The 21099-nt window shown below is 69.7% G+C and carries 20 protein-coding genes, 1 other RNA gene and 1 pseudogene; 11 read left to right on the plus strand and 11 right to left on the minus strand.

Annotated features, from left to right (window positions below):
* Positions 1–22: 22 nt before the first annotated feature.
* A pseudogene (locus ACEL92_RS11130) lies at positions 23–232 on the minus strand (MbtH family protein); the annotation flags it as partial.
* A 540-nt stretch (positions 233–772) separates the two neighbouring features.
* Here ACEL92_RS11130 and ACEL92_RS11135 point away from each other — a divergent pair.
* The 3 genes from ACEL92_RS11135 to ACEL92_RS11145 all read left to right on the plus strand — a co-directional run bounded on the left by ACEL92_RS11135 (position 773) and on the right by ACEL92_RS11145 (position 3245).
* A complete protein-coding gene (locus ACEL92_RS11135) occupies positions 773–1894 on the plus strand; it encodes an epoxide hydrolase family protein (protein ID WP_374026173.1) in 1122 nt (373 codons plus the stop codon).
* A 176-nt stretch (positions 1895–2070) separates the two neighbouring features.
* Positions 2071–2223 carry a hypothetical protein gene (locus ACEL92_RS11140; RefSeq protein ID WP_374025614.1) on the plus strand — a complete coding sequence of 51 codons (153 nt, stop codon included), beginning with the start codon at positions 2071–2073 and terminating at the stop codon, positions 2221–2223.
* 77 nt (positions 2224–2300) lie between these two features.
* Positions 2301–3245: a cobalamin biosynthesis protein gene (locus ACEL92_RS11145; protein WP_374025615.1), complete on the plus strand. Its 945-nt coding sequence runs from the start codon at positions 2301–2303 to the stop codon at positions 3243–3245.
* On the opposite strand, the gene ACEL92_RS11150 is transcribed toward ACEL92_RS11145, so the two are convergent.
* Genes ACEL92_RS11150 through ACEL92_RS11160 form a run of 3 tightly spaced genes read right to left on the minus strand, consistent with a single transcriptional unit; the run spans position 3227 to position 5238 of the window.
* Positions 3227–4054 carry an SURF1 family protein gene (locus ACEL92_RS11150; protein WP_374025616.1) on the minus strand — a complete coding sequence of 276 codons (828 nt, stop codon included), beginning with the start codon at positions 4052–4054 and terminating at the stop codon, positions 3227–3229. The two genes, ACEL92_RS11145 and ACEL92_RS11150, sit on opposite strands and share 19 nt — an antisense overlap.
* 1 nt (position 4055) lies before the next feature.
* A complete protein-coding gene (locus tag ACEL92_RS11155) occupies positions 4056–4553 on the minus strand; it encodes a low molecular weight protein-tyrosine-phosphatase (protein ID WP_374025617.1) in 498 nt (165 codons plus the stop codon).
* Positions 4546–5238, minus strand: a complete 693-nt coding sequence (locus ACEL92_RS11160) for an HAD-IA family hydrolase (protein WP_374025618.1) — start codon at positions 5236–5238, stop codon at positions 4546–4548. Before ACEL92_RS11160 ends, ACEL92_RS11155 begins: the two co-directional genes overlap by 8 nt.
* Before the next feature lie 82 nt (positions 5239–5320).
* Here ACEL92_RS11160 and cobC point away from each other — a divergent pair, with 82 nt between their 5' ends.
* From cobC to ACEL92_RS11185, 5 genes are read left to right on the plus strand one after another with little or no spacing between them, the layout of a single operon-like run.
* A complete protein-coding gene (gene cobC, locus ACEL92_RS11165; RefSeq protein WP_374025619.1) occupies positions 5321–6349 on the plus strand; it encodes an Rv2231c family pyridoxal phosphate-dependent protein CobC in 1029 nt (342 codons plus the stop codon).
* Positions 6346–7491 carry a Nif3-like dinuclear metal center hexameric protein gene (locus tag ACEL92_RS11170; protein ID WP_374025620.1) on the plus strand — a complete coding sequence of 382 codons (1146 nt, stop codon included), beginning with the start codon at positions 6346–6348 and terminating at the stop codon, positions 7489–7491. Before cobC ends, ACEL92_RS11170 begins: the two co-directional genes overlap by 4 nt.
* Complete coding sequence (locus tag ACEL92_RS11175; RefSeq protein ID WP_374025621.1) at positions 7491–8228, plus strand: zinc ribbon domain-containing protein; 738 nt, start codon at positions 7491–7493, stop codon at positions 8226–8228. The genes ACEL92_RS11170 and ACEL92_RS11175 overlap by 1 nt, the downstream gene beginning before the upstream one ends.
* Entirely contained in the window at positions 8225–9337 is a 1113-nt protein-coding gene (locus ACEL92_RS11180) for a bifunctional RNase H/acid phosphatase (RefSeq protein WP_374025622.1), read from the plus strand. The genes ACEL92_RS11175 and ACEL92_RS11180 overlap by 4 nt, the downstream gene beginning before the upstream one ends.
* Positions 9338–9357: 20 nt before the next feature.
* Positions 9358–9558 (plus strand): hypothetical protein, encoded by a 201-nt coding sequence (locus ACEL92_RS11185; protein ID WP_374025623.1) that lies wholly within the window; start codon positions 9358–9360, stop codon positions 9556–9558.
* Between the two features lie 4 nt (positions 9559–9562).
* Here ACEL92_RS11185 and ACEL92_RS11190 read toward each other — a convergent pair whose 3' ends face one another.
* Genes ACEL92_RS11190 through ACEL92_RS11205 form a run of 4 tightly spaced genes read right to left on the minus strand, consistent with a single transcriptional unit; the run spans position 9563 to position 13244 of the window.
* Positions 9563–11071, minus strand: coding sequence for a molybdopterin-dependent oxidoreductase (locus ACEL92_RS11190; protein WP_374026174.1), 1509 nt, complete (start codon positions 11069–11071; stop codon positions 9563–9565).
* A gap of 44 nt (positions 11072–11115) precedes the next feature.
* Complete coding sequence (locus tag ACEL92_RS11195) at positions 11116–11310, minus strand: ferredoxin (RefSeq protein WP_374025624.1); 195 nt, start codon at positions 11308–11310, stop codon at positions 11116–11118.
* The gene (locus ACEL92_RS11200) at positions 11307–12476 is read right to left on the minus strand and encodes a cytochrome P450 (protein ID WP_374025625.1); all 1170 of its coding nucleotides are present in this window, start codon (positions 12474–12476) and stop codon (positions 11307–11309) included. Before ACEL92_RS11200 ends, ACEL92_RS11195 begins: the two co-directional genes overlap by 4 nt.
* A 57-nt stretch (positions 12477–12533) precedes the next feature.
* Complete coding sequence (locus tag ACEL92_RS11205; RefSeq protein WP_374025626.1) at positions 12534–13244, minus strand: 2OG-Fe(II) oxygenase; 711 nt, start codon at positions 13242–13244, stop codon at positions 12534–12536.
* 111 nt (positions 13245–13355) lie between these two features.
* On the opposite strand from ACEL92_RS11205, the gene rnpB reads away from it, so the two are divergent.
* An RNA gene (gene rnpB, locus ACEL92_RS11210) (RNase P RNA component class A) lies at positions 13356–13756 on the plus strand.
* Between the two features lie 6 nt (positions 13757–13762).
* On the opposite strand, the gene ACEL92_RS11215 is transcribed toward rnpB, so the two are convergent.
* The 3 genes from ACEL92_RS11215 to panB all read right to left on the minus strand — a co-directional run bounded on the left by ACEL92_RS11215 (position 13763) and on the right by panB (position 17601).
* Complete coding sequence (locus ACEL92_RS11215; RefSeq protein WP_374025627.1) at positions 13763–15292, minus strand: CYTH and CHAD domain-containing protein; 1530 nt, start codon at positions 15290–15292, stop codon at positions 13763–13765.
* Positions 15293–15442: 150 nt separating this feature from the next.
* Entirely contained in the window at positions 15443–16624 is a 1182-nt protein-coding gene (locus tag ACEL92_RS11220) for a 1,4-beta-xylanase (protein WP_374025628.1), read from the minus strand.
* Positions 16625–16755: 131 nt separating this feature from the next.
* On the minus strand, positions 16756–17601 hold the full coding sequence (panB, locus tag ACEL92_RS11225; protein WP_374025629.1) for a 3-methyl-2-oxobutanoate hydroxymethyltransferase: 846 nt from the start codon (positions 17599–17601) through the stop codon (positions 16756–16758).
* A gap of 249 nt (positions 17602–17850) precedes the next feature.
* Between panB and ACEL92_RS11230 the strand changes: the two genes are divergently transcribed.
* The gene (locus ACEL92_RS11230; RefSeq protein WP_374026175.1) at positions 17851–19413 is read left to right on the plus strand and encodes an alpha/beta hydrolase; all 1563 of its coding nucleotides are present in this window, start codon (positions 17851–17853) and stop codon (positions 19411–19413) included.
* A gap of 110 nt (positions 19414–19523) precedes the next feature.
* The gene (locus tag ACEL92_RS11235) at positions 19524–21086 is read left to right on the plus strand and encodes an alpha/beta hydrolase (protein ID WP_374025630.1); all 1563 of its coding nucleotides are present in this window, start codon (positions 19524–19526) and stop codon (positions 21084–21086) included.
* Positions 21087–21099 lie beyond the last annotated feature (13 nt).

Consider the following 21099-nt stretch of genomic DNA (forward strand, 5'->3'; position numbering starts at 1 on the left):
GCACGCTGTGGGCGATAGCCCGCTTCGCCAAGCTGTCGCGCAGGCTTTTCGGCCGGATGTCGGTCCAGTTCTTCTCGATGTATGCCAAACAGGCATCGCGAGCCGCTTCGCCGTAAATAACGCGCCAACCAGCAGGAACTTCGACGAAAGCCGGCCACAGGCTGTGTTGATCTTCGTCGTTGACCAAGACGAAGAAGCTGCCCGCGTCGTCGTCCAAAGGATTGATGTTCATGGGTCCCCACCGCCTACTTGACATGAGTGCAACGTTTCGGACAGTAATGGAAACTCGGCCAGTTGTACACCAAAGGTTTGAAAAAATGCTTCTTGCCTATCTATAACCCTGCGATCGTGCGGAGAAAGAGGATTAAGGGACGTTAGAGTGGCCGGTTGCGGGGTCTGCGCCTCTAGGGTCGGCGCCGGATAGTCGCTCGCCTCCTCACAGGGGTGCTGGACGGTCCGATCGAGCGTGGCGGCGCGACGGCAGCGCATGGGCCGCCCGGCCGCAACGCTTCGGCGTTCTGCGCGGCGGAGACGCAGCGGGGGCAACGTCAGCGTGGGCGGCCCTGGCTTTGGCATGCTCTCAACCAGACCATCGGCGAAATCCGCTGCGCCGTTTGGCAACCCGTGGCCGCGTCGAGCGGGATGAACTCGGCGGCACCGGCAGGGAGAGGACCGGTGGGCGTGACGGACCACCGGCTATGGCATGGTCAACGGAATGGGCCGACAGGCTGATCCACCCGGTGTCGACGGGAGCCCCACCCGGGGGGCGGGCGTGCACCCGTTTCGCATCGACGTCCCCGACGCCGTCCTGGAAGACCTGCGGGCGCGGCTGGCGCGCACCCGATGGCCGGCAGCCGAATGCGTCGACGACTGGAGCCAGGGCATGCCGCTCGCCTACACCCGCGAGCTCGCCGGCTACTGGGCCGACGAATACGACTGGCGGTCACGCGAGGCGGCGCTGAACCGCTTCGACCAGTTTGTCACCGAAATCGACGGCCTGGACATCCATTTCATCCACCAGCGGTCGCCGCACGACGAGGCATTCCCGCTGCTGATCACCCACGGGTGGCCCGGCTCGATCGTGGAGTTCCACAAGGTGATCGAGCCGCTGACCAACCCGGCATCCGGGCGCGCCGAGGACGCCTTCCACGTGGTCTGCCCGTCGCTGCCGGGATACGGGTTCTCCGGCAAACCGACGCGCACGGGTTGGGGCGTGGAGAAGATCGCCGAGGCCTGGGAAACGCTGATGCTGCGCCTGGGCTACGACCGCTACGGCGCGCAGGGCGGCGACTGGGGCGCCGCGGTGACCACGCAAATCGGGCGGAACGTAGGCCACTGCGCGGGAATCCACCTCAACATGCCGATCGGGCGGCCCACGCCGGAGTCCCTGAAGAACCCGACCGAAGAAGAGCAGCGGGCGATGGCCGCGCTGGCCGACCACCGCAAGTGGGGCACCGGCTATTCCAAGCAGCAGTCCACCCGGCCGCAGACGCTGGGCTACGGGCTGGCCGATTCGCCGGTGGGGCAACTTGCGTGGATCGTCGAGAAGTTCTGGGCTTGGGCCGATTGCGACGGCCACCCGGAAAACGCGTTCAGCCGCGACGAGCTCCTCGACAACGTGATGGTCTATTGGGTGACCGACACCGGCGCGTCTTCGGCCCGCCTGTATTGGGAGAGCTTCCGGGTCTGGGGGCAAATGGACCGCGTCGAATTGCCCACCGGCGTGGCGGCTTTCCCCGGCGAGCTGCTGAAGGCGCCGAGGAGCTGGTGCGAGCCGGTCTACAACATCACGCGCTGGACGACGATGGAGCGGGGCGGACATTTCGCCGCGTTCGAGCAACCCGGGCTGTTCGTCGACGACGTCCGCGCGTTCTTCGCGACGGTGCGGGACTAGACGATCCGCCAACCCAGTTGCGCCCGAAACCGCATGTCCCACAGGTAGATCCGATACCCCAAGATCCAAATCCCGTGCGGTAGGAACAGATCTGCCAGTCGCAACGCGGACAGCAGCCTTCGAGTGAACCACGACCCGGACGTTATAACCGGCCCAAAACGGGCACACCTGGCAAAATGAGCACCCCATTCGGCGCCCCGGCCGCCGGCTCGCCGCGCCGCCCGGTGACCGCATCGACGGGCGCGTTCGACTCGTCCCCGCTGATGTGGTGGGTGATCGTCGTGCTGATCGCCGCGGTGATCGTCGCGGGCCTCTGCGCGATGGCCTAGGTGTACCCGGCCGGGTACACCCAGAGCGTTAGCTCGGTCGGCGGAGGAGTCTCGGCCGCGTGTGAGACGCTGCCAGGGTGTTGGCGACGCGGAGCCGGCTGGCCGGCGTGCTGGGCGGTTACCTCGCCGACGTGGCGCTGGGCGATCCGGCGCGGGGGCATCCGGTCGCGGCGTTCGGCCGGGTGGCCGCCGGGTTCGAGCGCGTGACCTACCGCGACACCAGACTCGCGGGGGCAGTACACGTCGCCGTGCTGGTGGCAACGGTGGGCGTGCTCGGCGCCATGCTGCAACGGGCCGCCGAGCGCGGCGGTTGGCCCTGGTCGGTCGCGGCCACCGCCGCGGCCACCTGGGTGTCGGTCGGCGGGACCTCGCTGGCGCGCACCGGCTTGGCAATGTCGGAACTGCTGGAGCGTGGCGACCTCGAGGGCGCGCGCCGCCTGCTGCCCTCGCTGTGCGGACGCGATCCGGCTTCGCTGGACGCCGCGGGCCTGGCGCGAGCGTCGCTGGAATCGGTCGCGGAGAACACGTCCGACGCCCACGTGGCGCCGATGCTGTGCGCCGCCGTGGGCGGGGTGCCTGCGGTCCTGGCGTACCGCGGCATCAACACATTGGACTCGATGGTGGGCTACCGCTCGGCGCGCTACGCCCGATTCGGTTGGGCCGCAGCCCGATTGGACGACGCGGCCAACTACGCCGCCGCCCGGGTGACGGCGGCGCTGGTGATTCTGTGCGCCCCTTTCGTCAGCGGGTCGGCCCCAGGTGCGGTGCGGGCCTGGCGCCGTGACGCCGGTCGGCACCCCAGCCCGAACGCCGGCGTCGTCGAGGCGGCTTTCGCCGGCGCGCTGGGCGTGCGCCTCGGCGGGCCCACCCAATACCGCCACGAGTTGCAGATCCGGCCCACCCTGGGCGACGGCCACCCGCCGACGGTGGCCGACCTGCGCCGCGCGGTGACGCTGTCGCGGACGGTGCAGGCGGGCGCGGCCGTCCTGGCCGGGCTGCTCTGTTACTTGCGGCGGCCGTAGCGGTCGGCGAGTTTCGCCTCGACGGTTTGCGGGGGTTCGGGGGCCTGCGTATCCGCCGCCGGGGGCGGCTTTTCGCGGCGGCGTGCGCGGATCTCGGAGTAGACGAAGTAACCCAAACCCAGCGGGGCGACGATGCCGAACGAGATCCATTGGATGCCGTAGGACAGGAACGGGCCGGCGTCCAGGTGCGGCACGCCGATCACGCCCAGCCCGCCGGGCTGGTCCTCGGTCAGCTGGAGATAGGACCCGGCAAGCGGCACCTTGGTCAGGGCCGCGACCTGTTCGGTGTTGATCGAATACACCTGCTGCACGCCGTCTTGGGTGAACGGGTCTTTGCCCGGCGCGGCGGCCTCGGAATCGCGCAGCCGCGCGGTGATGGTGACAGGCTCCTGGGGTGGGCGGGGGATCGGCGGCACGTGGGAGCCCTGCTCGGGCCGCACGTACCCCCGGTCGACGAGGACGGTGGGTCCGTCGTCGACGACGAACGGTGCCAACACCTCGAACGCGGGCTTGCCCTCGATCACCCGCAACCGCGCCAGCACCTGGAGGTCGGGCAGGTAGTGGCCGGTGGCCGTCACGCGGCGCCACTGCGCGTTCGGGGCCACCGATTCCTGCTGCGGCAGCAGTGTTTTCAGCGGGACGGGCTCGGTGTTGAGGGAATACTCGATCTGGCGGTTCTCCCGCGACGTGCGGTTGTGCTTGCCCAGCTGCCAAGGCGCCAGCACCGTGAAGCACAGGTAGGCGAACGCGATGACCACCAGCGCCAGCGCGATCCAGCCGGGCCGCAGCAGGAACGCCAACCGACGCATGTCAGCCAGATCCGTTCCGGTCCAGCCGATCGTCGACCCAGGCATGCAGGCCGGGCAACGAGGCCTCGATGACGGTGAACACGTCCTCGAAGTCCCGCGCGTCGCCGTAGTACGGGTCCTCGACGTCGAGGGCGTGGGCGCCCGATCGCGGGTCGAACGACCGGAGCATCCGCACCCGCTCCTCGTCGACGCCCAGCTCGCGCAGCATCCGAAGATGGTTGCGGCCCAAGGCCACCACCAGGTCGGCGGCCAGGTGGTCCTCGTCGACCTGAGCGGCACGGTGGTCGGTGGAGTAACCGTGGGCGCGCAGCACGTCGGTCGCTCGGTCGTCGGCGCATTCGCCGACGTGCCAGTTGCCGGTGCCCGCGCTGGTGACCCGCACCGCGTCGGCCAGGCCGCGGCGGCGCAGCTGGTCGGCGAACATCTTTTCGGCCATCACCGACCGGCAGATGTTGCCCGTGCACACGAAGGTGATGTGCAGGGGCTCGCGCTCAGACACCCAGCACCGCCCTCAGCTCGTCGACGGTCGCGGCGTGCGTGACCGCCGTGCTCCCGGTAACCGCCGCGCCGTCGGGGAAGTCGTCGCGCCCATAGCCCCAGCCGACGACCACGGTGTCGATGCCGTGCGCGGCCGCGCCGTGCACGTCGTGGCTGCGGTCGCCGACCATGAGGACCCGCCCGGGCAGGGGCTGCAGCTGTTCCAGCGCGTGCGCCAGCACCTCCACCTTGGTCTTGCGAGAGCCGTCCGGGCTCGCGCCGGCGATGACCTCGAAATGCTGATCGAGCCCGAAATGGGCCAGGATGCGCCGCGCCGTCGGCTCGAGCTTCGACGTGGCCACCGCCAGCCGGACCCCGGCGGCCTCCAGGTCGGCCAGCAGCGGCTCGACCCCGTCGAACAGGGTGTTCATCGCCCAGCCGCGGTCGGCGTATTCGGCGCGGAAGGCCGCGATCGCCCGCACGGCGTCCTCGCCCAGCATCGAATGGAAGGTGTCGTCCATCGGCGGGCCGACGATCTGGGCCACCAGGTCGCCGTCGGGCGCGTCGACGCCGACCTGCTCGAGCGCGTGCAGGAAACTGGCCACGATGCCCTCCGCGGAGTCGGTGAGGGTGCCATCGAGGTCGAAGATCACCAGCTCGGTCGCCAGGCGCGGCGAAGGGCGATCGGTGGACGTTGTGCCTGTCACCTCACCATTGTCCTCGATGCCCGGCGGCCGGGTGTGCCGGTGTCGGTGCCACGCCTCGGCGCGGCCCACTAGTGTTTCTCGGATGGCGAGTCTGAACATGAGCCCGCCTGCGGCGCGCTATCACGGTGATCAGGCCGTCGCACCCGGGATGCTGGATTTCGCCGTCAACGTCCGTCACGCCCAGCCGCCCGAGTGGCTGGTGCGGCGGCTGGCCGCGCGGCTGCCAGATTTGGCGCGCTATCCGAGCGCCCAGGACGTGTGCGCGGCGCAGGACGCGGTCGCCGAACGGCACGGCCGGGCGCGCGACGAGGTGCTGCCGCTGGCCGGGGCGGCCGAGGGGTTCACGTTGTTGAGCAACCTGCGCCCGGCGCGGGCGGCGATCGTCGCGCCCTCGTTCACCGAGCCGGCGGTGGCGCTGAGCGCCGCCGGGGTGCCCGTGGACCACGTCGTGCTCGAGCCGCCCTTCGGCCTGGACGGCGTGCGGATCCCCGACGACGCCGACCTGGTCGTGGTGGGCAACCCGACCAATCCCACCTCGGTGCTGCACACCCGCGAGCAGCTCCTCGCGCTGCGGCGGCCGGGCCGTATCCTGGTGGTCGACGAGGCGTTCGCCGATTCGATCCCGGGCGAACCGGAGTCGCTGGCCGGCGACTCGCTGCCCGACGTGGTGGTGCTGCGCAGCCTGACCAAGACCTGGGCGCTGGCCGGATTGCGGGTGGGCTACGCCCTGGGCTCACCGGAGGTGTTGGATCGGATCACCGCTCAGCGCGCCCACTGGCCGGTGGGCACGCTGCAGCTGACGGCGATCGCCGCGTGCTGCGGCCCGCAGTCCGTCGCCGAAGCGGCGGCCGGTGCCGCGCGCCTGGCGGAGTTGCGCGCCGAGATGGTGGCCGGCCTGACGTCGGTCGGCGCCGAGGTGGTCCGCGGCCACGCCCCGTTCGTGCTGTTCCACCGACCGGATGCGGTCCGGATCCGAAAAACCCTGCAGCTCAAGGGGATCGCTATCCGCCGCTGTGACACGTTCGTCGGCCTGGACGAGCAATACCTGCGGGCCGCGGTGCGCCGGGAATGGCCGCTGCTGATCCAGGCCATCTCGGAGGTGCGCCCGTGAGCGTGCGGCTGGCCGACGTCATCGCCGTGCTGGACGAGGTCTACCCGCCGGGGTTGGCCGAACCCTGGGATTCGGTGGGGCTGGTCTGCGGTGACCCCGACGACAGGCTCGAATCGGTGACCGTTGCGGTCGACGCGACGCCGGCCGTCGTCGACGAAGTTCCCGACGGTGGGCTGCTGCTGGCCCATCACCCCTTGCTTTTGCGTGGGGTCGACACGGTGGCGGCCAGCACGCCCAAGGGCGCGCTGGTGCATCGCCTGATCCGAACGGGACGTTCGCTGTTCACCGCGCACACCAACGCCGACTCGGCCGCCCCCGGCGTCTCGGACGCGCTGGCCGAAGCCCTCGGCCTCGTCGTCGAGGCGCCCCTGGAACCGCGGACGGACGCGACCGACCTCGACAAGTGGGTTGTCTACGTGCCGCGCGAAAATGCGGAAGCGGTGCAGGCGGCCGTGTTCGAGGCCGGCGCCGGGCACATCGGCGACTACTCGCACTGCAGCTGGAGCGTCGGCGGCATTGGACAGTTCCTGCCGCACGAAGGGGCGTCACCCGCGGTGGGTAGCGTCGGCACCGTCGAGCGGGTGGCCGAAGACCGGTTCGAGGTGGTCGCGCCCGCGCGGATCCGGGCCGCCGTGCTGGCGGCGATGCGCGCCGCCCATCCCTACGAGGAGCCGGCGTTCGACGTGTACGCGTTGGTGCCGCCGCCGGGCAACGCCGGGTTGGGGCGCGTCGGCGCCCTACCCGGGCCGGAACCCCTGCGCGACTTCGTGTCCCGCGTCAACGCCGCCCTGCCGGCCACGGCGTGGGGGGTCCGCGCGGCGGGCGACCCCGACCTGCCGGTGTCCCGGGTCGCCGTCTGCGGCGGCGCCGGGGACTCGCTGCTGGCCAGCGCGGCCGCGGCGGGCGTGCAGGCCTACGTCACGGCCGACCTGCGACACCATCCGGCCGACGAGCATCGCCGGAGCTCGGATGTGGCGCTGGTGGACGTGGCGCACTGGGCAAGTGAATTTCCGTGGTGCCACCAGGCCGCCGAGGTGTTGCGGTCCCGTTTTGGCGCGGCGCTGGCGGTGCGGGTATGCACCGTGCGCACCGATCCCTGGACCCTGGGGCAGTGCGGTGACGAGACCGGGGGTGAGGCGTGATGAAGGCCGAAGTCGCTCAGCAGCGTTCGCTGCTCGAGCTGTCGAAGTTGGATGCGGAGCTGTCCCGCATCACACACCGGGCCAGCCATCTGGCGGAGCAACAGGCCTGCGAGCGGTTGCAGGATGAGCTCAACGCCGCCGCTGACCGGGTGGGCGCCATTCGGATCGCCTTGGAGGACATCGACGTTCAGGTGTCACGGTTCGAGTCCGAAATCGATGCGGTCCGGCAGCGCGAAGACCGCGACCGGTCGCTGCTGCAGTCCGGTGCCACCGACGCCAAGCAACTGGCGGACCTGCAGCACGAGCTGGAGACTCTGACGCGCCGTCAAGGCAGCCTGGAAGATTCGCTGCTGGAGGTGATGGAGCGCCGCGAGGAGCTGCAGTCCCAGCTGGACGATGCCCAGGGCAAGGTCGAGGCGCTGGAGGCCGAATTAGCCGGCGCGCGGCAGGCACTCGAGGCCGCGCTCACCGAAATCAGTGCGGCCCGGCAGGCGCATGCGTCGCGCCGGGAGACCCTGACCGCCGAGCTGGACCCCGCCCTGGCAGCTCTCTACGAACGCCAGCGCGCCGGCGGGGGGCCGGGCGCCGGACCGTTGCTGGGGCGCCGATGCGGCGCCTGCCGACTCGAAATCGACCGCGGCGAGATGTCGCGCATCTCGGCCGCGGCGGACGACGACGTGGTGCGATGCCCCGAATGCGGCGCGATCCTGTTGCGGGTCAAGGGATTCGACCAGTGAAGGTCGTGATCGAGGCCGACGGCGGCTCCCGGGGCAATCCCGGCCCGGCGGGCTACGGCGCCGTGGTGTGGGCCGAGGACCGCTCGACGGCGTTGGCTGAGAACAAGCAGGCAATCGGCCGGGCCACCAACAACGTCGCCGAATATCGCGGCCTGCTGGCCGGTTTGCAGGACGCCCTGGCGCTCGGCGCCACCGAGGCCGCGGTCTTCCTGGATTCCAAACTGCTGGTGGAGCAGATGTCGGGGCGGTGGAAGGTCAAGCACCCTGACCTGGTCGAGCTGCACAGCCTGGCCCGAGCGCTGGCCGCGCGGTTCGACCGGATCAGCTACACGTGGATCCCGCGCGAACGCAACTCCTACGCCGACCGGCTGGCCAACGAGGCGATGGACGCGGCGGCCGCCGGTGACCCGGCAGACGAACCAGGGGAGCGTCTGGCCGACACCCCGAAAAGCGTTGCGCCACAATCCCCGCAGGCGCCCGGCTGGACGGGCGCGCGCGGGACGCCGACCAGGCTGCTGTTGCTGCGGCACGGGCAAACCGAGCTGTCGGCGCAGCGCCGCTATTCGGGCCGCGGCAATCCGGCACTCACCGAGGTGGGCCGCCGGCAGGCCGACGCCGCGGCGCGTTATCTCGCCGAGCGCGGCGGCATCTCGTCCGTGTTCGCCTCGCCGCTGCAGCGGGCCTACGACACCGCGGCCCGGGCGGCCAAGGCGCTCGGCCTGGACGTGACCGTCGACGACGATTTGATCGAGACCGATTTCGGTGCCTGGGAGGGATTGACCTTCGGCGAGGCCGCCGAGCGCGACCCGGAGCTGCACGGCCGCTGGCTGCGCGACACCGGCACAACCCCGCCGGGCGGGGAAAGTTTCGACGCCGTCCTCGAGCGGGTCGTGCGGGCCCGCGACCGGATCATCGCCGCGCACCCGGGAGCGACGGTGCTGGTGGTGTCGCACGTGACGCCGATCAAGATGCTGCTGCGGCTCGCGCTGGAGGCCGGGCCGGGCATCCTCTATCGCCTGCACCTCGATCTGGCTTCGCTGAGCATCGCCGAGTTCTATCCCGACGGGGCGTCTTCGGTACGCCTGGTGAACCAGACCGGATACCTGTAGCCGGGGTTAAGGAGACGCATATGCGAAGGACATTCGTCGTCACGTTCGCCCTCGGGGTGATCGTCGCGCTGTTCGGGTTGATCTGGGCGCTGCAGGGATTCGGGGTGCTTGGCGGCAGCCCGATGAGCAACACCACGACCTGGTCCGTCATCGGTCCCATCACGGCGGTGGTCGGTGCCGTGATCGCGGTGGTCAGCTGGCGGAAGCTCTCGTCGAGATAGCGCCTCATGTCCCGGTGACGGTGAAGTCCACCGTGTGCCAACCGGTGGCCCCGTCGGGGACGGTAGCGGCCCTGTCCGAGGTTTGGATGGCTCCGGTGTGGTCGGTGGCGCGCACCGTGATCGTGTGCTCCCCAGGACTTTTCGCCTGCCAGGGAAAGCTCCACAGCCGCCACGTCTCGTTGGAGTAGTTCGCGCCCAGCTCGGCGGCCTGCCAGGTGCCGTCGTCGATGCGGATTTCCACGGATCGCACGCCGCGATTCTGCGCCCACGCGACGCCGCCGAAAACCACGGGACCCACCGGCACCCGCTGACCGCTTTTCGGCACGTCGATCCGCGACTCGGTCTTGATGGGTGCGCGGGCTGCCCAGCCCTGCCGCGTCCAGTACGCCTGCGCCTTGTCGAAGCGGGTCAGCTCCATGTCGACGACCCACTTGGTGGCCGACACGTACCCGTACAGTCCGGGCACCACCAGCCGAGCCGGATAGCCATGCTCGATCGGCAGGGGCTCACCGTTGAGGGCGACCGCCAGCAGCGCGTCGCGACCGTCGGTGAGCGCATCCACCGGCGTGCCGGCTGTGAACCCGTCGACGGACGTCGACAGCACCATGTCGGCCTCGGGACGCACACCGGCCGCCGCCAACAGATCGGCCAGGCGATAGCCCGTCCAGACCCCGGTCGAAATGAGGTCGCCGCCAACGGGATTGGACACGCAGGTGAGCGTCGCCACCTTTTCGACCACCTCGAAGCCGGCCAGGTCGGCGAAGCTGTAGGTGGCTTCCCGGTTCACCATGCCGTGAACGCGCAGCCGCCAGTCGGAGTGGCTGAGTTGGGGGAGGGTGAGCGCGGTGTCCACCCGGTAGAAGTCGGCGCTGGGCGTGACGAAGCTCGGCAGCGCAACGCCTTTCGGTTGCACATCGGCGGGCACCGGGGGCGCCGGGGTGAGCGGTTTGGGCAGCGTGAAGCTGGTGCGGTCGGCCGCGACCGAATGCACCAACCGCGTGATGACCGCGCCCGCCACGCCGCTCACGACGCCGAATCCGAGCACACCGAGCACGACCAGCCCCCCGCGCCTGCCGGCATCCGGTTGGTCACCGGTGTCTTCGGGGACCGATCGGAGACAACGGGTGAGCAGGCGCAGGGCCACGACGCCACAGGCGGCGCCCGCGATGGTAGGGATCGTGTCGAGCGCCGTCGTTCCCGGCCGCGACAGCACCGCGACACAGCCGAGCGCGCCCGCCGCGGCGATCACGGCGCTGCCGACGGGGCGGCGCCGCGTCTCGAACGTCCCGGCGATGGCGGCGATTGCGGCGATCACCACCAGCACGGCCACGGCGAGGAAGAGTTTGTCCAACGAGCCCAGGGTCTGAATCGCCCACTCTTTGATCGGGCCCGGTGTCAGGTCGACGACGGCCGCGCTGATCGCGGCCCGGGCGTCGGCCCGCGCGCCGAACGGGATGCCCAACAGCTGGGCCACCCCGAGCGCGACAGAAGCGGCGGCGACCCCGGCGATCATGCGCTCGTTCGACGACGCAGCGCTCACCGGAGTCACGTTCTGTCTCAACGGGATAGGGAGATGGCGGCTTCGGGGCAGTTCTGCTCCGCGGTGACCGCCTGCGCCTCGAGGTCGCCGGAGACCTCGCCGACGAGAACAACGGAGTGGCCCACCTCGTCGGCGTCGAAGACGCCGGGCGCCAGCGTGTAGCAGCGGCCGTGCCCGGTGCAGCGGTCGGGGTCGACCGAGACGCGGGTCATGAGGCTGGAAACACCAGCGGCAGTGACTCCACCGAGCGCAGCGCGGCGGTGTAGGACAGCTGGGTACCGGGCTTGATCTCGTAATCCGGTATGCGGCGGTGGAATTCGCGCAACGCCACCCGCAGCTCCATGCGGGCCAGGTGGGAGCCCAGGCACCGGTGCGGACCGCCGCCGAACGCGCGGTGGCGGTTGGGGTTGCGGGTGAAGTCCACCAGCTCCGGATCGGCGAACTCGGCGGGGTCGGTATTGGCCGCCCCGAGCAACGGGCTGACCCGCTCGCCCTTGCTGATGGGACAGCCGCCCACCTCGACGTCCTGGATGGCGACTCGGGCGACGCCGGGCACCGGTGTCTCCCAGCGCAACAACTCCTCGACGGCGCTGGGCAGCACGTCGGGCTGCTCGACCAGCTGGTGACGGTGGTCGGGGTGGCGGGCCAGGTACACGAAGAAGCAGTCGAGCGAGTCGGTGACGGTGTCCAGGCCGGCGATCAGGAACAGAAAGCAGATGTCGAGGAGTTCCTCGCGCGACAGCGGCTGCCCGGCGACGTCGGCCGCGATCATCGCCGACAGCACGTCGTCGCGGGGATCGGCGATGTGGTCGTCGATGGCGCGGTCGAAGTAGGCGTAGATCTGTTGCGCGACCCCGGCGGAGCTTTCGTGGCGGCGGCCGAAGCCGGAGTCCCCTTCCGGGCGGATCACGCCGTCCTTCCATTTCAGGAACTTGTCGAGGTCTTCCAGGGGCAACCCGAGCAATTGCAGGAAAACGGTGCAGGGCAGGGGCACCGCGAACTCGGCGTGGAAGTCGCATTCACCCCGGTCGGCGAAGCGGTCGATCATCTCGTTCACCAGCTCGGTGACGCGGGGTTCGCGGCGGGCCATCTCCCGCGGAGTGAACAGCGGGTCGAGGATGCGGCGGTACTTCGCATGCTCGGGCGGGTCGATCTGCAGCGGGATCAGCGGCCGCACGTTGCCCAGATCGACCGCGTCCATGTTCGACGAGAACAGTTCCGTGTGTTTGAGCGCCATCTCGATGTCGGCCAACCGGCTCAGAACGACCGCCTGCGGTGACCGGAAGACCGGGCTTGATTCCCGCAAGGCCTTGTACATCGGCTGGGGCTCCGCCAGACCCGTCACCGTTTGGTCGACGAACCCTTCGGTTTCTGTCATCTGGTCAGACTGGCACCAACGTCCCCGTTGGGCAATGGTCGTCCCTCAGGCCTTCCCTCAGGCCGCGTCGTGGAAGATCAGCCCCATGGCGTAGCGTTCGCCGGACCGCACGACCGAAACACCGTGGCGCACCGGCGCCGCGGACCAGCCGCGGCTCGAGGGCACCGGTCGCTCCCGCGTGGTGAACACAAACCCGTGCCCGTGCGGCAATTGGGTTGCCGTGCCGCGGGATTGCGCGCGCGCCCGCTGCTCGACGAGCAGGAATTCGCCGCCGGTGTAATCGGTGTCGGGGTGGCTCAGGTTGATCACCACCTGCAGCGGAAAAACCAAGTCGCCGTAGAGGTCTCGATGCAAGGCATTCCAGTCGCCCGGGCCGTACCTGAGCATCAGCGCGGTGGACCTGGTCTGGCCCGCCGCGTGGCAGGTGGCCAGCCAATCGTCGAGGCTGTCCGGCCACGGCGCTTCGCGGCGCAGCCTGCCCCACCAGTCGCGGGCGATCGGCAGCAGCCGCGGGTAGAGCGCCTGTTTGAGTTCTGAGATCGGGTCGGGATAGGGCGCGTGGAAGTAGCGGTACTGCCCGGCGCCATAACGCCTGGGCGCCATGTCGATGGTCGAGCGGAACAGGCCGTCGTCGTCGTAGAGCTTGCGGAGCCGGGCGGCTTCGCCGTCGGTGACCAACCGCGGCAGCAGCGCCCCGCCGTACTCGTCGACCGTGGCGGCGATGGCGTCCCAGTCGCCGGAGTCGACGCGCTTCTTCCACCGGGACATCGGCGTCCTTCCGTGTGCCTGTCTGCGAGGTCCACGATAAAGCCGCTCCGGCGTGGCGGGGAAAGCTGCTGGCCCCGGAATCGCGCGGGTAGTACCGTGGATCGTCGCGGACGAGTTGGCCGGGCGGCCGCGGACCGTCGCAAGGCGGTTCGAGGAAAGTCCGGACTTCACAGAGCAGGGTGATTGCTAACGGCAATCCGAGGTGACTCGCGGGACAGTGCCACAGAAAACAGACCGCCACCCTCGGGGTGGTAAGGGTGAAACGGTGCGGTAAGAGCGCACCAGCATCCCGGGTGACCGGGGTGGCTAGGCAAACCCCACCCGAAGCAAGGCCAAGAAGGCCGCGCCGTGAGGTGCGGCCGCGCAGGCGTTCGAGGGTTGCTCGCCCGAGCCTGCGGGTAGGCCGCTCGAGGCACCCGGCAACGGTGTGTCCAGATGGATGGTCGCCGCTGCGTGTCTCCGGTTACCGGCGGCGCGCAGAACAGAATCCGGCTTACAGGCCAACTCGTCCGCCCCCGTCAGCGCTGTGCTTTGTGCACCGCCTTGGCGAGTTTGCGCAACGCGTCGTCGAGCTGTTGCTCGCACCGCTCGGCCAAGTCGGACTCCTGTTGGTACAGCAGGCCGTAGGTGAAGGTGTCCTCGCCGGCGGCGTGCGCGGCTTCGGATTCGTGCCGCAGGTGCTCCCGGCTGACCACGCTGTCCTGGTGGTCGCCGAGCAGCGACTGGACCGCCTTCGCCTGTTCGGACACCTTGTCCTCACCGGTGGCCGCGGCGGTGTAGCGAAGGCGCTTGGCCCGCTTGCGGATCCGATGGATCGCCTCGTCGCGCTCATGGGGATGGTCGGGGTGGCTTTCGTCAACCTGGGCGGCGGCCTTCGCGGCCTTGCGAACCTTCTTGTAGGCGGCGTCGATGGTGACCGGGGCGTGCTCTTCGCCCGTGGCGCTGCCCGGCGGTTGGGCCGCGATCGCATCGAGGGCGTCGAGCAGGCGGAAGTAGCGCTGGGACCGCATGGCCATCAGCGACCGGCGCAGCCCGGTCTGGTAGCGGCGCTGGGCGCCGCCCACCAGGCGTTCGTGCACCGGCCCACGCACCAAATCCGGTGCCAGCCCGTTCAATTCGTGCTCGTAACGCTCCGCGAGCACCTCGGCGTCGCGCGCGATGCCCAGGATGCCTGCCAGCTCGCGCAGTTCGTCGAGCACCCATCCGTCGTCGGGCAATCCGAACGATTCCTGATAGTCGCGCAGCAGGCTGCGCAGCTTGCGGGTGGTGACCCGCATCTGGTGGATGGAGTCGAAGGCGTCGGCCCGCACGGCGCGGTCCCACACCAGCAGTTCGCGGATCTGCTCGGCCACCGCGCGTTGCAGCGGGTGCTCGGCTGGATCGGCGTCGGGTGTCGGTGTCGTGCCGAGCACCCGGGCCAGCTTGGACGCATGGCCCGCGGGGACGGCGCCGGCGTCTAGCAGCCGGTTACCAAGCCGGTTGAGCAGCTCGGTGTCCGGGGCCCCGTTGGACTCGACGAGTTCGAGTTCCCACTCGCGCCACTCCTGCTGGGTGGGCTCCAGGTCCGCGTCCTCGGAGGTACGGGCCGACCACGCGGTGACGTGGTCATTGCTGAACTCCGCCACCGGCGCGCCGTCGGCGGCGTACAACATCTGGCTCTCGCGCCGGGTGGTGATGCGCGCGACCGGTACCAGGGGGCGGTCGCGGACGATCGCGAGCACGACGTCCACCAACTCCTCGGGCACCGCGTCGGGCTCGGACGCGTCCAGCGGCATCCGGACCTCGGTGCGCGCCTCGGGGCCGGTCGGCAGCTTCAGGTGCCATCCCGCGTCGGAGCCACCGGTCCGGCGGCGCAGGGTGACCTTGTTGCGGGCCAGGTCCTGGTTCGGGGTGTCGAAGTACGTCGCGTCCAGCGTCTGGGTCGGCGACTTGTCGACGTGCGCCACCGCGGCAATCCCTTCGAAGGAAGGTGACACGGCGGACTCGCCGACATCGAACTTGCGCTCGACCTCCAAATGGCGGGAGGTCTGTGGCGCTTTTGCAGGCATTTTCGGCTCCGTTGAGGGCGCGTCGCCGCGGCCTTGAACGTCGGGGACGGTGGTGATGGGCTCCCATAGCCTGCCATACCGGGGTTAAGCGAATGGCGGCGATGGGCGCCGTGTCCCAGGGTCCGACTTCGCAGAATGGGTGCCCGAAGCTCAGCCGGGCGGCGGCCCTTCGCGCAGATGCATCGCCAGCCCGCTCAGCTCGCGAATCGCCTGAACCTCGGGATCGCGGAACGGCCGTCCGTCGGGCGCGAGCAGGTCGTGGAACCACTCGGCGGGCACCGCGGGATACGGGTGCTCCCATGAGTCCCAGGGGAATACGGTCTGGGTTTTTCCGGCGACCAGCCCCCAGTTGAACGCGCCGACGTTGTAGCGCTTGGCGACGGGCAGAATGCCCTCGACGGTGCTGCCCAGCGACCGAGCCATGTATTCGGTGCACAGGATGGGGCGCCCTTGGGGTGTGAGGTCGGCGATGCGGCTCTCGAACTCCGCCGGCTCGGCGTAGGAGTGGAACGTGATCACATCGGAGTTGTCCAGCTGGATGCCGCTGATCACGCTGCGGCGCGCGGGGTCCGCCCATTCGCCGTCCCAGACGCCGCTCGTGAGCGGTTGCGACGGATCGACCGAGCGGGCCCAGCCGAACACCTGGGGGAGCAGGTCGGCGACCAGATCGAGCTTGTCGTCCCGCTCGACCGAGCGGTAGTACTTCGACGGATTGTCGGGCTCGTTCCACAGGTCCCAGCCCAAAACGCGGTCGTCGGTGCGGAACTGGGTCAGCACCCCGGTGACGTAGCCGCGCAGGGTCTGAACGTAGCCGCGGTCGCCGAGCCGCTGCGCGCCCGGGCTCTGCACCCAGCCGGAATTGTGTACCCCCGGCGTCGGCGCGCGCTGCGGACCGGCCTCGGGCCGCGGATCCCAGCAGGAGTCGAACAAGACGAACAGCGGCTTGATGTCGTGGCGCGCGGCGATGTCGACGAACTGGGCGAGTCGGGCCTGGAACCCTCGACCGTCCTGCGCCCACAGTTGGTCGTGCAGGAAGACCCGCACCGCGTTCAGCCCGTTGGCGCGGGCCCACCCCAGCTCGGTGTCAATGCGTCGGGGGTCGAACGTCTCTTGCTGAAACATCTCCAGCTGATTGATCGCGTTCGACGTGATGTAGTTGGCGCCCACCGGCCAGCCCTGCGCCTGATACCAGCGGTTCGCGCGCTCGACGGACCAGCGGCCCGCCTGCGGAGATGTGCCGGGCGCGGGCTGCGCCCCCGCGCGTGGTGCTTTGGCCAGTGCGGCGCCTCCTGCCAGTAGCAGCGGTATCTTCAGCACCGTTCGGCGGTGCACGAAGTCACCGCGAGTCCCCCGGTCGATGTGCTCACCCTTGCTCTCGGTGTTGTGACCTTACCCAAGAGCAATCGTACCCGCTTGCCACACAACGAGTTTCGATGTCGGTGGTTAGCGGGGTCCGGATCTCCTCAGAAGCAGTGCTCGTCGGCGGGAAAAGCGCCCTCGGCCACCTCTTGCGCATATTGCATTGCGGCCCGCCGCAATTCCCCACCGATGTCGGCGAACCGCTTGACGAAGCGGGCGGCCTTGCCGCTGCTGACGCCGGCCATGTCCTGCCAAACCAGTACCTGGCCGTCGCAGTTCGGGCCCGCGCCGATGCCGATGGTCGGGATGGTCAGCTTCCCGGTGATCTGGGTGGCCAACTCGGCCGGCACCATCTCCATCACGACGGAGAACGCTCCGGCTTCGGCGACGGCGATCGCGTCGTGCACGGTTTGTTCCGCGCCGTCGCCGCGGCCCTGCACCCGGAAGCCGCCCAGGCTGTTCACGCTCTGCGGCGTGAACCCGATGTGGGCCATCACCGGGATGCCGGCCGCGGTGAGGCAGGCGATCTGCTCGGCCACCCGCTCGCCGCCCTCGAGTTTGACGGCGTGCGCGCCACCCTCCTTCATGAAGCGAGTGGCGGAGGCCAACGCCGCGGCGGGTCCCGCCTCGTAGCTGCCGAACGGCAGGTCCGCGACGACCAGGGCGTGCCGGGCGCCGCGCACGACGCCGCGGACCAACGGAATCATCTCGTCGATCGAGACGGGCACCGTGGTGTCGTAACCGTAGACGACATTGGCGGCCGAGTCGCCGACCAGCAGGACCGGAATGCCGGCCTCGTCGAAGATCCGGGCGGTCGAATAGTCGTAGGTCGTGAGCATGGCCCACTTGTGCCCTTCGGCCTTCATCTTCTGCAGGTGGTGGGTGCGGATTTTCGTGAGCGGCGGAATGTGCTCGGACGCGGCTGCACCATAAACGTTGTGCTCAGACATCATTGTCCCTAGTGGTGGTCGGGTCGATCCTCGTGGCCCTGATCGGGTCCCCGGGTTCGTCTGACGGTGCCATTCTGCCATCTCCGCTGCGCCGTCGCACCGTCGGAGTGATGTGAGACATACCATGCGGGCACGCAGCGCTCGGTGGCCGATGAGTTTGCGGTGGCGATGGAAGAGCTGCCGGCCGTCACCCGGAAGCCGGACCGTGGTGCCGCTCACGAGGATCTCAGGTTTCCTCTGGCAGCATATGTGGGCATGGGTCTGTCTCGTCGCGTCAAGGTCGCGCGCACGCTGCTGGTTTGGACAACGGTTGCTGCCGTAGCGCTCCTTCTCGCGGGCTGCGTGCGCGTCGTCGGCGGGCGCGCCGTGCTGGCCGAGCCGAAGCTGGGGCAGGCGGTCGAATGGACGCCCTGCCGGTCGGCGAACCCGAAGGCCAAGATTCCGGCCGGCGCGCTGTGCGGCAAGCTGGCGGTGCCCGTCGACTACAACCACCTCGACGGGGACGTGGCCACGCTGGCGATGATTCGCTTCCCGGCGACCGGGGACAAGATCGGCTCGCTGGTGATCAACCCCGGCGGTCCCGGTGAGTCCGGCATCGAGGCCGCGCTGGGCGTTGTGCAGTCGCTGCCCAAGCGGGTCCGCGAACGGTTCGATTTGGTGGGCTTCGACCCTCGCGGGGTCGGGTCGTCGCGGCCGGCGGTCTGGTGCAACTCCGACGCCGACAACGACCGGCTGCGCACCGAGCCGAACGTCGACTACAGCCCGGCGGGCGTGGCCCACATCGAGGACGAGACCAAGGAATTCGTCGGCCGCTGCATCGACAAGATGGGCAAAAACTTCCTCGCCAACATCGGCACGGTCAACGTCGCGCGCGATCTGGACGCGATCCGCGCGGCGCTCGGCGACGACAAGCTGACCTACCTCGGCTACTCCTACGGCACCCGGATCGGCTCGGCCTACGCCGAGGCCTACCCGGACAAGGTGCGGGCGATGATCCTCGACGGTGCCGTCGACCCCAACGCCGACCCGATCGAGGCGGACCTGCGGCAGGCCAAGGGATTTCAGGACGCCTTCAACGACTACGCCACCGAGTGCGCGAAGCAGCCGACCTGCCCGCTGGGCACCGACCCCGCCAAGGGTGTCGACGTCTACCACAGCCTGGTCGACCCGCTCGTCGACCCCAACAACCCGATGGTCGGCAGGCCGGCGCCGACGAACGACCCACGGGGACTGAGCTATAGCGACGCCATCGTCGGCACCATCATGGCGCTGTACTCGCCGACGTTGTGGCACCACCTGACCGACGGGCTGAGCGAACTGGTCAACCACCGGGGCGACACCCTGCTCGCCCTGGCCGACATGTACATGCGCCGCGACGCGCACGGTCACTACACCAACGCAACCGACGCTCGGGTCGCGATCAACTGCGTCGATCAGCCGCCGATCACCGACCGGGCCAAGGTGATCGACGAGGACCGGCGCTCGCGGGAGATCGCGCCGTTCATGAGCTACGGCACCTTCACCGGCGACGCGCCGCTGGGCACCTGCGCGTTCTGGCCGGTACCGCCAACCAGCAAGCCGCACACCATCTCCGCGCCCGGGCTGGCGCCGACCGTGGTGGTGTCGACCACCCACGACCCGGCGACCCCGTACAAGGCCGGGGTCGATCTGGCCAACCAGCTGCGCAGTTCGCTGCTCACCTACGACGGCACCCAGCACACGGTCGTATTCCAGGGCGACGGGTGCATCGACAATTACGTCACGGCGTACCTGGTCGGCGGCGCCACGCCGCCCAGCGGGGCAAAGTGCTAGCGCGCGTACGGGTCTGAGGTCGAAGCTCAATCCAACGCGCCGGACGAGGGGCGCAGGCGAGACCAAGGCGTAACCGTTTCGCGCCGCTTCGGGTACCCGAGGCTGACACGATGACAGCCATGTCGCGCCTGAGATCCTTGAGCTCGGCGCTGTTGTCATTCGGGCTGTTGGTCGGCCAATCCGCGGTGGCATCGCCGGTGGCCGGCGCAACCCCGGAACCCGGTGCGGGGCAGACCCCGGCCCCGAAGCCGTCCGCCGCGACGCCGCTCACATGGGGGAGTTGCGGTCAATTCGCAACGGACACAAAGGATATCCCCACCGCGCAGTGCACCACTGTCTCCGTTCCGGTCGACTACGACAATCCCGGTGCGGCACAGGCCAAGTTGGCGGTGATCCGCGTCCCGGCGACCGGCCAACGGATCGGCTCGCTGTTGGTCAACCCGGGCGGACCCGGCGGGTCCGCGGTCGACATGGTGGCCGGCATGGCGTCGGATCTGGAGGCCTCGCCCATCAGGCGCAACTTCGACCTGGTCGGTTTCGATCCGCGGGGGGTGGGCCACTCGACGCCGGCGCTGCGCTGCCGGACGGACGCGGAGTTCGACGCCTACCGGCGCGAGCCGATGGTCGACTACAGCCCGGCCGGGGTGGCGCACATCGAACAGCTCTACCAACAGGTGGCTCAGCAGTGTGTGAGCCGGATGGGCACCGGTTTTCTGGCCAACGTCGGCACCGCGTCGGTGGCCCGCGACATGGACATGGTGCGCCAGGCGCTGGGCGACGACCAGATCAGCTACCTCGGCTACAGCTACGGCACCGAGCTGGGCACCGCGTACCTGGAAAAGTTCGGTGCCCACGTTCGGACCATGGTGCTCGACGGCGCGATCGACCCGACCGTCGGCCCGGTCGACGAAAACATCCAGCAGATGGCGGGATTCCAAACCGCCTTCAACGACTACGCCGCCGACTGCGCCCGCTCGCCGGGTTGCCCTTTGGGCACCGACCCGGCCCAATTCATCAACCGCTACCACGCCCTGGTCGACCCGCTGGTGGCCAAGCCGGGCCGCACCTCGGACCCCCGCGGCCTGAGCTATGCGGACGCGACCACGGGCACCATCAACGCGCTGTACACCCCGGCGCACTGGAAGTACCTGACCAGCGGGCTGCTCGGGCTGCAACGCGGCACCGACGCGGGCGACCTGCTGCTGCTCGCCGACGACTACGAGGGCCGCGACCGCAGCGGGCACTACACCAACGATCAGGATGCTTTCAATGCGATCCGGTGCGTCGACGCGCCCACGCCGAAGGACTCGGCGAGCTGGGTGTCCGCCGACCAGCGCATCCGCCAGGCGGCACCGTTTCTGAGCTACGGCCAGTTCACCGGGAACGCGCCCCGCGACCTGTGCGCGCTGTGGCCGGTGCCGGCCACGTCGACGCCGCACGCCGCCTCACCCGCCGCGCCCGGCAAAGTCGTCGTCGTCTCCACCACGCACGACCCCGCCACGCCGTACCAGGCCGGGGTCAACCTCGCTCGCCAGCTGGGCGGGCCGCTGATCACCTACGACGGGACGCAGCACACGGCGGTGTTTAACGGCGACCAATGCGTGGACTCCGCCGTCACGCGCTATCTGGTCGCGGGCACGTTGCCACCTCCGGCCTACCGCTGCCGGCCCTGACCGCACTGAGCAG

The organism is Mycobacterium hainanense (assembly GCF_041890355.1).
Taxonomy (GTDB): Bacteria; Actinomycetota; Actinomycetes; order Mycobacteriales; family Mycobacteriaceae; genus Mycobacterium; species Mycobacterium hainanense.